This is a genomic window from Leeuwenhoekiella obamensis, assembly GCF_055391795.1.
The window spans coordinates 718215-729843 of sequence record NZ_AP029251.1 but is presented as its reverse complement, the minus strand read 5'-3'; the positions used below and the strand labels follow the sequence as shown (position 1 = coordinate 729843).

Below are 11629 nucleotides of genomic sequence, written 5' to 3'. Positions count from 1 at the left end.
CCAAAACAATCCCCAAAAAATCCCTAACTAGAAAAACGGATAATCTTATATTTGCGATTCTTAAAAATGCAGCATGAAGATTTCTTATAACTGGTTAAAACAGTTCATAAAAATAGATTGGGATGCCACTAAAACAGGCAATCTTTTAACAGACCTTGGTCTTGAGATAGAAGGTATAGAAGCTTTTCAAAGTGTAAAAGGCGGTCTTGAAGGTATCGTTGTGGGGCACGTACTTACTTGCGAAAAACATCCTAATGCAGATAGACTTAACGTTACAACTGTAGACCTAGGCGATGGGCAACCTGTGCAAATCGTATGTGGCGCGCCTAACGTGGCTGCAGGTCAGAAGGTGCCAGTAGCGACTGTGGGAACAACGCTTTATGATGATAAAGGCGAACCATGGACGATCAAAAAAGGAAAAATTCGCGGTGAGGTAAGCAACGGGATGATATGTGCAGAAGATGAGCTAGGTCTGGGCGAAAGTCATGATGGTATAATGATCCTACAAGAAGATCTTGTTCCTGGTAAGCCGCTTGCCGAAGTTTTTGAAGTAGAAGATGATAAAGTTTTTGAAATAGGTCTTACTCCTAACCGCGCTGATGCGATGAGCCACATGGGTGTTGCTCGCGATCTTCGCGCTGGTTTGATCCAAGAGGATATTAATCTTGAATTTATCACACCGTCTGTAAGTTCTTTTCATGTAGATAATCGCACAAGTGCTGTTTCTGTAGAAGTTCTAGATCACGAGAGATCGCCGCGCTATTGTGGTGTTACCATCACTGGCCTTAAGGTTCAAGAGTCTCCTATGTGGTTACAAAACAGATTAAAAGCTATAGGGCTTGCGCCAAAAAATAATGTCGTAGATGCCACAAATTATGTGCTTCACGAGTTAGGTCAGCCGCTTCATGCCTTTGACCTTGCAAAAATTTCTGGTGGAGAGATCAATGTAAAAACATGTGCTGCAGGAACAAAATTCACCACACTTGATGAAGTTGAAAGAGAGCTTCACGAAGAAGATCTTATGATCTGTGATGCGGAGAAACCACTTTGTATTGCAGGTGTTTTTGGAGGATTAAACAGCGGCGTTTCTGAAGGTACAACATCTATTTTCTTAGAAAGTGCATTTTTTGATCCAGTAAGCGTTAGAAAAACTGCAAAACGTCACGGTCTGAATACTGATGCATCTTTCAGGTTTGAGAGAGGTATTGATCCAAATATTACAAAATACGCGCTAAGGCGTGCTGTATTGTTAATTCAAGAGATCGCAGGCGGTATCGTATCTAGCGAGATCGTTGATATTTATCCTAAGAAAATAGAGGATCATCAAGTTTTTCTTCATTTCGCGGAAGCGCATAAATTAATAGGTGAAGAGATCCCTAGAGAAACGATTAAAAGCATTCTTACATCGCTTGACATCAAGATCAATAATGTTACAGAATCTGGTATTGGGATGACCATCCCGGCGTATCGCAATGATGTAACGCGCGAGGTTGATGTGATTGAAGAAGTGCTGCGTGTTTATGGTTACAACAACATACAGTTTAAAGAAAAACTGAATGCTTCAATCTCTGGTAGCAGCAGATTTGAAGATTATAAATTACAGAATATCACCGGCGATCAGTTGGCTGCGCTTGGGTTTAATGAGATATTGAACAACTCGCTTACTTCGCCTAAATATGCTGAACTTACAACAGAGCTTAAACCAGAGCATAACGTTACTATGCTTAATCCGTTAAGTCAGGATCTAAGCGTTATGAGACAATCTATGTTGTTTTCTGGGCTTGAAGCTGTGGTTCATAATATAAATAGAAGACAAGAAAGTCTTAAGCTTTTTGAATTTGGCAAAACATACCACCATTACAGCGAAGAAAGAGAAGAGTTTAAACATCTTTCTCTAATTCTTACAGGTAATCAAAACGATGAGAGCTGGACTACGGCCACAAAACCTGTAAGTTTCTTTTACCTACGCGGTGTTGTAGATGGTATTTTCACAAAACTTGGTATAAAAAACTACAGCGTAAAACCCGTTAAAGATTCGGTTTTTGCTGAGGGAATCACGCTTAATCTAGGCAAGAAAACACTTGTGAAGTTGGGCATGGTCTCTAAGAAAATCCTGAAGCATTTTGATATAGATCAAGAAGTGCTTTATGCAGATTTTGATTGGGATCTAATCCTTACGCTTGTGGGTAAAAAGCAGATCCTTTTTGCTCCTATTTCAAAATATCCTGCCGTAAGACGTGATTTTGCCCTACTTGTGGATGATAAAGTTACTTTTAATGAACTGTATCAAACTGCAAGTAATGCAGAGCGCAAAGTGCTTAAGGAGGTAAACCTTTTTGACGTATATCAAGGTAAAAACATACCGCAAGGCAAGAAAAGTTACGCATTAAGTTTCACGCTACAAGACGAACATAAAACACTTACAGACAAGCAGATCGATAAGATCATGAGCAAGTTACAGTCTAGTTTTGAGAAGTCGCTGGGAGCAGAACTGCGCTAATCTTAAAATTTGCTATCCTGTTGACCTATAAATAACAATTGGCTAACTTTACGAGAAAAGACGGCTATGCTTATTAAAAGGACAAACATTCATCATAAACTGCTTAAGCAAAGAGGGCAGCATTTTGATGGAGAAACTGTTTTGCAGCAAATCAAGCAGTTTCTGGATGAGGATGCAAAAAACGATGCGCGTATTTTTAATAGCCTTGGCGGCGAAAAGAACGCAGACAACACTCTTGATTTTGACAAGCTAGACAGTGAGCGTATTTTTCACGTAAGTGATATAAAGAAAATTTGCATCACCTACCGCTTGCGTTTTCTTGACACAAAATACTTTAAAGGAAATTTCCCAAACCAAGTATTGCGTGAAATAAAGAATCTTGAACGTGAGCACCATACACAACTAGCCGACTTTAAGATCATTGCACCGTCAAAAATGTTTGTTCTAGAAAAAACTGACGATCCTTTGCTGTTTGTACCTATGGGGAATGATTATTTCTATTTGATCCACAAATGGGGAAATGATCTTCACCCGTTGCGTAAATGGATGATGTGGCCTTTTAAGAGTTTTGAGAATCTTATCGCTGCCATCCTTCTTTCTAGCATTGTGGCAACTTTGATGGTTCCTGACGGTCTGTTTACTAAGAAGCAAAGCTTTGATCAAGATATAATGGTTTTCTTTTTTATGTTTAAATCCATTGCGGCTGTAGTTCTTTTTTATGGTTTTGCTCTGGGCAAAAATTTTAATACTGCCATCTGGCAAAGCAAATACGATAAAGCTCAATAATTTATGCTTAAAGATTCTTCCTACGAACGCGTTTATACTGGTTCGCAAATAGAAGTTGCCTACTTAAGAGGTCTACTTCAAGAAAAAGGTATTCATGCCGTAGTGCGCAATGATTTTGAGAGTGGATTGCGAGGAGGATTTGGCGCAAGCCCAGATAATGTAAAGTTATTTGTGCAAAAGCAAGATATCGTTACATCTAAGCGATTAGTTGAAACTGCTTTTGAAAACGGTATTCCTGATGAAATACTAGAAGAACAAGCCACAAAAAGTAGACTTGCCGAGCAAGATGATGTGCAGAAAAAAGCAACAAGACCGCTTATTCAAAAAGAAGATAAAGCTCCTAAGCGTTCAATTTTTAATGTTATCCTTAACATTGGCTTGATCATATATTCGGCTTGGAGATTATCTCCTTTATTAAAAGGTGAAGAAGTGCCAACCTTTAGAATAATTCTTAGCGGTGCGATCCTAGTTTTCTGTGTTGTAGCGCTTGTGAATCATTTTCGCCGAAAGGCATAAAAAAAGCAGATGTTACCATCTGCTCTTCTTTATATTAAAAATCAAATTTTTAAGCTTCTACAGCATACATGCTTTGACGCTGCTCTTTGATCTTAGGATCGCTCATGTAATCATCAAAGGTTAAGTATCTATCGATGATTCCCTTTGGCGTAAGCTCTATCACGCGATTACCCACAGTTTGTGCAAACTCGTGGTCACTTGTAGTTAAGATCACGGTTCCTTTATAGTTTTTTAAACTGTTGTTAAAGGCGGTGATACTTTCAAGATCAAGGTGGTTTGTAGGCTCGTCAAGCATCAATACGTTTGCGCGCTGCATCATCATGCGGCTAAGCATACATCTTACTTTTTCACCTCCAGATAGTACGTTAGAAGTTTTTAAAGCTTCTTCACCAGAAAAGATCATTTTACCTAAGAAACCTCTTAAGAACACTTCTTCTCTTTCTTCTTCAGTTTTTGCATATTGACGCAACCAATCTACGAGTGTAAGATCGTTATCAAAAAACTCCTGATTATCTACCGGTAAATATGCTTGTGTTGTAGTTACACCCCACTCGTATTTACCTTCTAGTGCATTTTGTTGACCATTGATGATCTCATAAAAAGCGGTTGTTGCACGGCTATCTTTAGAGAAAAGAACAACTTTGTCTCCTTTTGCAAGGTTAATGTTCGCATTTTGAAACAAGATCTCACCATCTACAGAAGAAGCTAATTTCTCGATATTAAGAATTTGATCTCCCGCCTCACGCTCACGCTCAAAAATAAGTGCAGGATATCTACGGCTTGATGGCTTAATATCTGAAATATTAAGCTTATCTATCATCTTCTTACGAGATGTAGCTTGTTTACTTTTTGCCACGTTCGCACTAAACCTGCGAATAAACTCTTCAAGTTCCTTTTTCTTCTCTTCGGCTTTTTTGTTTTGCTGCGCACGCTGGCGAGCCGCTAATTGTGAAGATTCGTACCAGAAGGTATAGTTACCGCTAAAGTGATTGATCTTACCAAAGTCAATATCAGAGATATGCGTACAAACCGCATCAAGGAAGTGACGGTCGTGAGAAACAACGATCACACAGTTCTCGTAATTTGCTAAGAAATTCTCTAACCAACTAATCGTTTCATAATCAAGGTCGTTAGTAGGCTCATCCATGATCAACACATCTGGATTTCCAAATAAGGCTTGCGCCAAAAGTACACGTACCTTTTGTTTACCATCCAGATCCTTAACCAGTGAATAGTGCAGATCTTCAGTAATACCTAGGTTTGAAATTAAAGCAGCTGCATCGCTATCTGCGTTCCAACCATTCATTTCTTCAAACTGCACCTGAAGCTCCCCTATTCTATCAGCATTTTCATCAGAATAATCTGCATACAAAGCATCTATCTCTTGTTTAATAGCAAAAAGTTCTTTGTTACCCATCAACACCGTCTCAAGCACAGTGTGCTCGTCATACGCGTAGTGATCCTGCGTTAAAACAGACATACGTTTACCTGGCTCCAGGTGTACATGTCCAGACGTAGGATCTTCTTGCCCACTAATGATTTTTAAAAAAGTGGATTTTCCTGCACCATTGGCACCTATTATTCCATAACAGTTACCCTCAGTAAACGTTACATTAACCTCATCAAAAAGGACACGTTTACCAAACTGAACTGACAAATTAGAAACTGATAGCATAGACTATATTTTATGTCATTTACAATGGCGCAAAAGTAAGATTAAAGCAGTAAAGGATGAAACATTAACTTTTATTATAATCCTTTTAATAAATAGTTAACATAGCGATGCTAACTGCCCCGTTAATTTTGGCATCCGTCACCTAAAACGTTTATCCTGTATACCTTTAATACTTGTTCGAAACGGTTTTATACCGCAGCATCGCTTGTGCTGCTATCTGCCCTTGTGTCTTGTGATGATCATAAGTCACAGGAAGGTACATACTTAGGTGGTGAGATCGTAAATCCTGTCTCTAATAATGTTGTATTAAGAAAGGATAATATTGAGATCGAAGAGATCGCTCTTAATCAAAACAACCAATTTCTTTATGAGTTTGAAGACTTCACTCCAGGTCTTTATACCTTTTTTCATAAAGAACGTCAATTAGTCTTTATTGAAGAAGGAGACAGTATCATGTTGCGAGTAAACACCTTTCAATATGATGAGACGCTTACTTTTTCTGGATATGGTGCAGTAAAGAATAATTTACTCCTTAAATATTTTTTGATGTATGAAGCTGAGGGTAAAGCGATGCTAGATCAGCAGGTTTATCAGCGCAGCTACTCTGAGTTTAAAAAATATGTAGACTCACTACAGCAAGAACATCAGTTGATCTGGCAAGATGCTAAGCTCAACAATCAATTTTCAGAGGAGTTTATTGATCTTATGCAGGTAGACATAAATTACGAGGATTATGCAATGAAGGAGGCATATTGTCTTTCTTCTTTTGGCAAAAGCCAAGTAAAAAATATACAGAGCTCTCCTGATGATTTTCATGCATATAGAAAAGACATTAATCTTAATATGCCACAGTATTTAAGTCTGTATGCATATCAAAGATTCTTGTACAATTACTTTAATCATCTAGCCTTTGAAGAATATGTAGATGATATGGCGTATGACCCTAAATCGTTTACACACAATGCGCATAAACTGCGTCTTATTAACGAGAAGGTAGAGAACGACAGTGTCGAAAGTTATTTGCTTACCAGAACAATTAAAGATTATCTCTCTGATAGTAATGATAAAACTGGCGGCAAACTTCTTTATGAAATTTACATGGAGCGCATTGCTTCGCCTCGAGATAAAGCCGAAATACAGGAATTATACAACGCTAACAAAAATGTAGAGGCCGGTCGTTTCTTACCAGAAGAGACACTGTATGATACCCGCGGCAATGAAGTAAAATTAAAGTCGTTGATACGCAAGCCTACGATAATTTTCTTTTGGACAGAGAATCGCAAGAGCCACATCGTTACTTCTCACGAGAAGATGAAGGAGCTACAGCGCAAATTCCCGCAGTATGATTATCTGGCGATAAATATTGACAAAGATTCTAATGAGTGGATCAAGTTTATTGAGCTTTATAATCTTGACCCAAGAAAAGAATTTCAATTTAAGGATGATCTTGAGCAGCTTAAACAAGATCTTGCTATCACAAACGTGATTCGCACCTTCATTGTAGATGGTGATGGCACCATTCTTAATGCTCACGCAAATATGTTTAGCTCCAGCTTTGAAAAAGAATTAGAGAAATATTTAAAACGCTAATTTTTCTTTTTTAACGCTTCCGCGAAAAAGTCTAATGCATAAAAAAACCGCTCTTTTAAAAGAGCGGTTTTGTGTTTTTATAGCTTTCGCCGAAAGGCAAATATTAATTATTACCTTTTTTATAATCTTCTAAGAACTTCTCAAGACCTATGTCTGTTAATGGGTGTTTAAGAAGACCCTCAATAGAAGAAAGTGGTCCTGTCATTACATCTGCACCTAGCTTAGCACACTCTATCACGTGCATAGTGTGACGCACAGAAGCTGCAAGGATTTCGGTTTCAAAAGCATAGTTATCATAGATCTGACGGATCTCTGCAATAAGGTTAAGACCATCTGTAGAAATATCATCTAGTCTACCGATAAATGGAGAAACGTAAGAAGCACCAGCTTTAGCCGCTAATAACGCTTGCCCAGGAGAGAAAACCAAAGTACAGTTTGTGCGAATACCATTATCGCTAAAATACTTAAGCGCCTTCACACCGTCTTTTATCATTGGTACTTTTACTACGATCTGCTCATGAAGTTCAGCAAGTTCTTCACCTTCTTTAACCATTGAGTCAAAGTCTGTAGCAATAACCTCTGCACTTACATCACCACCTTCTACGATCTCGCAGATATCTACATAATGCTTAAGAATATTGTCTTTACCAGTTATACCTTCTTTTGCCATTAAAGACGGGTTTGTTGTAACCCCATCAAGCACACCCAGCGCCTGAGCTTCTTTAATCTGGTCAAGGTTAGCTGTATCAATAAAAAATTTCATCTTTTTGGTTTTGAGTTATATCTTCTTCAAAGTTAGGCAAACGCAAGCAAAGTGTTTACCTTCTTTACAGTAATTTAAAGGTTGTTTAGATTGTTTTGGCTTTCGCCAAAATACTAAAGCTTATAATGATTAAGTAGCATTTTCTCAAACATCTTGTTAGGCAATAAGCCTTTGAGCTTCACAGAGATTTTTTGCAGAAAAGCACCTACCTTATAATGCACCTCAGGATTAGGAGTATTTATGATCTTGTAAACCGCCTTTGCCATCTCCATAGGATCGCCGCCATCATCCACATGCTCATCCATAAGGTTAAGCGACATATTATAGTTCTTATAATATGGAGAAGCTTCATCTGCCGGCGCATGGTATCTACCCGAAGCTATATTTGTAGCAAAATCTCCCGGAGCAACATTAGCGAGCTTTATATTAAATTCTTTAAGCTCCATACGCATCGCCTCTGTAGTTAAGGCAAGCGCTCCCTTTGTAGCCGAATATGGTGCGCGATACGGCAAGCCCATATATCCTGCGATAGAAGTTACATTAAGAATGATCCCTTCGCGCTGCTTACGCATAGCTGGCAAAACAGCTTTCATCACATTAATGGGTCCAAAGTAATTAGTCTCAAAAACAGCTTTAATTTCTTCTTCTGGAATTTCTTCTAATGGTCCGGTGATTCCCTTACCTGCATTATTGATAAGCACATCAATTTTACCTTCCTTTTCTATCAAAGTATCAACTGCGGCAGTGATTGTCTCTTTTTTGGTTACATCTAGTGCTAAAAAATGCACACCATTAATGATGCTTTCTTTAGGACTTCTACTAGTACCATAAACGGTATATCCTTTTGTAACAAGAAACTCTGCGATGCTTTTACCTATTCCTGAAGAAGCTCCTGTAATGAGAACTATTTTTGACATAGTGCGTTGTTTATCTGAATATTAAGCGAAGAAAAAACACTTCAAAATAAGGCACAAAAAAAGGCAAGCTACCTACATCACACCGCTACGACCATCTACCCTTGCTGCGTTCCCGCCCTGGGGGATTAAACAGGAGCTGGTTGTGTAGGACTTGCCGGGCGCAAATATAAGGCAAGAGAATGGTTGCCACAATGTTTTTTAAACCGAATTTATTATAATACCTTGTCAAAAAATTAAGCAGTAAAAATGACTCTCTATAAAAGACTGGCGCTCTTTGCACTACTCCTCTCTTTACTTTCGTGCGGTAACGGAAAAGACCTGGCAAAAAAGTTTAAACTAACCACAAATGCAGATAAAAATGCAATTGTTAACGGCAGCGATCTTTCTATTACGCTTACGCCAAAAAACGGCGCAACCATTGACTCGGTCGTTTATACTTTAGACAATAAGCGTTTAGGAAGCTCCACAGACTTTAAAGCCTTCACAAAAAAGGTTGAACTGAAAAAACTAGGCAAGAAAACACTTGTCGCTAAACTTTATGCAGACGGCAATACAGATGAGATCGCTGAAGAACTTTCAGTCTTAAATACTGTTGCTCCTAAGGTTTATAAATACGAGATCGTAAACACATATCCACATGATGTAAGTTCATACACTCAAGGCTTAGAATTTAAAGATGGTATTCTTTATGAAAGTGCTGGTCAGTATGGCGAATCTAGCTTGATGCAAACCAACTTTGAAACCGGAGAGATCATTAAGAACATTGATCTTGAAGATAAGTTTTTCGCCGAAGGGCTAACCCTTATAAACAATAAGCTTATACAACTTACCTGGCGTGAGAATGTGGGCTTTGTTTATAATCCTGAAACGCTAGAAAAAACAGACAGTTTTACGTACAACGAGAGTAAAGAAGGTTGGGGTTTATGTAATGACGGTAACGTGATCTACAAAAGCGACGGGACTTCTAAGATCTGGACGCTAGACCCAGAAACCCTTGCCGAAACAGACTACATCGAGATCACAGACAACAAGAAGGTTAGACGAGAATTTAACGAACTAGAATGGGTAAACGGCAAGATCTACGCAAACACTTATCAATATGACAGCATCGCGATCATTGATCCAGAAAGTGGCGCGATCGAGGCCGTGATCGATCTTAGATCATTAAAAAACAAAGTGCAAAACGATCTTGACAAGGACAACGAAGTTCTTAATGGCATCGCTTACAAAGCAGACGAAGACAGACTTTTTGTGACCGGTAAACACTGGAACAAACTTTTTGAGATCAAGATCATTAAAGAATGAAAAATCGCCTCGCTCCTTTAAAAAATCTTTTTTTATTGGTCGGGGTTTTGACCCTTACATTGCTTGCGAGTTCGTGCAGAGATGACTTTGCAACTACGCCTAGCGAGGGCAATTTAGAATTTAGCCGTGACACCATTTTTCTAGACACGGTTTTCTCAAATATTGGCAGTAGCACATACACGCTCAAAGTTTACAATCGCAGTAATAAAGACATCAACATCCCGCGGGTGGCGCTTGCAAAAAATGAAAATTCTCTTTACCGCCTCAACTTTGATGGCGTTGCAGGTAAAGAATTTACAGACGTTAATATCCTCGCAAAAGACAGCATTTTTGTCTTTGTAGAGACCACTGTGAATTTTGAGGATTTGCCTTCCGGCGAAAAGAACAACTTTCTCTACACAGATGCGCTGCAATTTGAAAGCATCGGCACAACTCAAAAAGTTGAACTCGTAACTTTAATTCAGGATGCGGTTTTCTTGTTTCCTAAAAAAGACGCGCAAGGCATCGTAGAAACCATAAACCTTGGCACAGATGATCAAGGCAACGAACTGCGCATAGAAGGATTTGTGCTTGATGATGATCAACTTACCTTAACAAATGAAAAGCCCTATGTTATTTATGGATATCTGGGCGTGGGCACAAACAAAACATTAACTATTGAAGCCGGCGTGCGCTTACACTTTCATGAAAACAGCGGTATCATTGTGGGCGCAGACGGTAGACTAGAAATTAATGGCACCCTGAGCGCTGATCAAGAATTTCAAGAAAACGAAGTAATTCTAGAAGGTGACCGTTTAGAACCACTATTTGCTGAAATTCCCGGGCAATGGGGCACAATTTGGCTTACACCAAAAAGCTCAGCATCCATCTCACATGCCACCATAAAAAATGCTACAATCGCTCTCATCGCAGATACAGAGTATGATGGCGAAAATACAGACGTAGAAATTGAAAATACGCAGATCTACAACAGCAGTAACATTGGTTTGTATTGCGTAAACTCAAGCGTAAACGCATCAAATTTTGTCGTGAATAATTCCGGTTTAACTTCTGTATGGTTAAGACTAGGCGGTAATTACAATTTTGCGCACAGCACTATCGCAAACTACTGGAATCAAGGAATACGAAATTTTGCAGCACTCACAATTGACAATTATCTGCAAACAGAAAATGAGATTCTCGCAGCAGACTTGGATCAAGCAACTTTTAGCAACAGCATAATCTACGGCAATCAGCAGCAAGAATTGAACATTACAAAAGTAGAAGGCACAGCTTTTAATTTCAATTTTAATAACAGCTTACTACTTTTTCAAACCGGATCGAGCCAAGCAGATGAAGACAGTTTTTACAATTTTTCTAACTCGACCTATTATTCTAATATTGTGACCAACGAAGAGCCGGCCTTTAAGGCTCCTTATGATAACGACCTTCGCATCAGTAATGAGAGCGCTGCAAATGCACTTGCTAGCCCCACAATTGCAGCAGAAACTCCGCAAGATATTCTGGGAACCGCCAGAACAAGCGCGCCAGATTCAGGTGCGTACGAGAGCATTACTTTTGACGAAGACAACTAAATA

At 38.9% G+C, this 11629-nt stretch carries 9 protein-coding genes and 1 other RNA gene; 6 read left to right on the top strand and 4 right to left on the bottom strand.

Going from position 1 to position 11629, the window contains the following annotated elements; translation table 11 throughout:
* Nucleotides 1–73 precede the first annotated feature (73 nt).
* From pheT to ACZ5L8_RS03210, 3 genes are all read left to right on the top strand, one after another.
* Nucleotides 74–2500, top strand: a complete 2427-nt coding sequence (pheT, locus tag ACZ5L8_RS03220) for a phenylalanine--tRNA ligase subunit beta (RefSeq protein ID WP_464439718.1) — start codon at nucleotides 74–76, stop codon at nucleotides 2498–2500.
* A gap of 66 nt (nucleotides 2501–2566) precedes the next feature.
* Nucleotides 2567–3286: a hypothetical protein gene (locus tag ACZ5L8_RS03215; RefSeq protein ID WP_464439716.1), complete on the top strand. Its 720-nt coding sequence runs from the start codon at nucleotides 2567–2569 to the stop codon at nucleotides 3284–3286.
* 3 nt (nucleotides 3287–3289) lie between these two features.
* Complete coding sequence (locus ACZ5L8_RS03210; protein ID WP_464439714.1) at nucleotides 3290–3802, top strand: putative signal transducing protein; 513 nt, start codon at nucleotides 3290–3292, stop codon at nucleotides 3800–3802.
* Between the two features lie 49 nt (nucleotides 3803–3851).
* On the opposite strand, the gene ACZ5L8_RS03205 is transcribed toward ACZ5L8_RS03210, so the two are convergent.
* Nucleotides 3852–5477, bottom strand: a complete 1626-nt coding sequence (locus ACZ5L8_RS03205) for an ABC-F family ATP-binding cassette domain-containing protein (RefSeq protein ID WP_464439713.1) — start codon at nucleotides 5475–5477, stop codon at nucleotides 3852–3854.
* Between the two features lie 207 nt (nucleotides 5478–5684).
* On the opposite strand from ACZ5L8_RS03205, the gene ACZ5L8_RS03200 reads away from it, so the two are divergent.
* Entirely contained in the window at nucleotides 5685–7067 is a 1383-nt protein-coding gene (locus tag ACZ5L8_RS03200) for a TlpA family protein disulfide reductase (RefSeq protein WP_464439711.1), read from the top strand.
* 103 nt (nucleotides 7068–7170) lie between these two features.
* Here ACZ5L8_RS03200 and fsa read toward each other — a convergent pair whose 3' ends face one another.
* From fsa to ffs, 3 genes are all read right to left on the bottom strand, one after another.
* Nucleotides 7171–7830, bottom strand: a complete 660-nt coding sequence (gene fsa / locus ACZ5L8_RS03195; protein WP_464439710.1) for a fructose-6-phosphate aldolase — start codon at nucleotides 7828–7830, stop codon at nucleotides 7171–7173.
* Nucleotides 7831–7943: 113 nt separating this feature from the next.
* On the bottom strand, nucleotides 7944–8747 hold the full coding sequence (locus ACZ5L8_RS03190) for an SDR family oxidoreductase (RefSeq protein ID WP_464439708.1): 804 nt from the start codon (nucleotides 8745–8747) through the stop codon (nucleotides 7944–7946).
* A gap of 58 nt (nucleotides 8748–8805) precedes the next feature.
* Nucleotides 8806–8904: signal recognition particle sRNA small type (ffs, locus tag ACZ5L8_RS03185), an RNA gene on the bottom strand.
* An 89-nt stretch (nucleotides 8905–8993) separates the two neighbouring features.
* Between ffs and ACZ5L8_RS03180 the strand changes: the two genes are divergently transcribed.
* Together ACZ5L8_RS03180 and ACZ5L8_RS03175 are read left to right on the top strand one after the other, a co-directional pair.
* Nucleotides 8994–10052: a glutaminyl-peptide cyclotransferase gene (locus ACZ5L8_RS03180; protein ID WP_464439706.1), complete on the top strand. Its 1059-nt coding sequence runs from the start codon at nucleotides 8994–8996 to the stop codon at nucleotides 10050–10052.
* A complete protein-coding gene (locus tag ACZ5L8_RS03175) occupies nucleotides 10049–11626 on the top strand; it encodes a hypothetical protein (RefSeq protein WP_464439704.1) in 1578 nt (525 codons plus the stop codon). Before ACZ5L8_RS03180 ends, ACZ5L8_RS03175 begins: the two co-directional genes overlap by 4 nt.
* Nucleotides 11627–11629: the final 3 nt, after the last annotated feature.

What these genes read in the sequence shown, in the direction of transcription:
- pheT (WP_464439718.1), top strand. Translation starts at nt 74, where the DNA reads ATGAAGATTTCTTATAACTGGTTAAAACAGTTCATAAAAATAGATTGG.
- ACZ5L8_RS03215 (WP_464439716.1), top strand. Translation starts at nt 2,567, where the DNA reads ATGCTTATTAAAAGGACAAACATTCATCATAAACTGCTTAAGCAAAGA.
- fsa (WP_464439710.1), bottom strand. Translation starts at nt 7,830, where the DNA reads ATGAAATTTTTTATTGATACAGCTAACCTTGACCAGATTAAAGAAGCT.
- ACZ5L8_RS03210 (WP_464439714.1), top strand. Translation starts at nt 3,290, where the DNA reads ATGCTTAAAGATTCTTCCTACGAACGCGTTTATACTGGTTCGCAAATA.
- ACZ5L8_RS03205 (WP_464439713.1), bottom strand. Translation starts at nt 5,477, where the DNA reads ATGCTATCAGTTTCTAATTTGTCAGTTCAGTTTGGTAAACGTGTCCTT.
- ACZ5L8_RS03180 (WP_464439706.1), top strand. Translation starts at nt 8,994, where the DNA reads ATGACTCTCTATAAAAGACTGGCGCTCTTTGCACTACTCCTCTCTTTA.
- ACZ5L8_RS03190 (WP_464439708.1), bottom strand. Translation starts at nt 8,747, where the DNA reads ATGTCAAAAATAGTTCTCATTACAGGAGCTTCTTCAGGAATAGGTAAA.
- ACZ5L8_RS03175 (WP_464439704.1), top strand. Translation starts at nt 10,049, where the DNA reads ATGAAAAATCGCCTCGCTCCTTTAAAAAATCTTTTTTTATTGGTCGGG.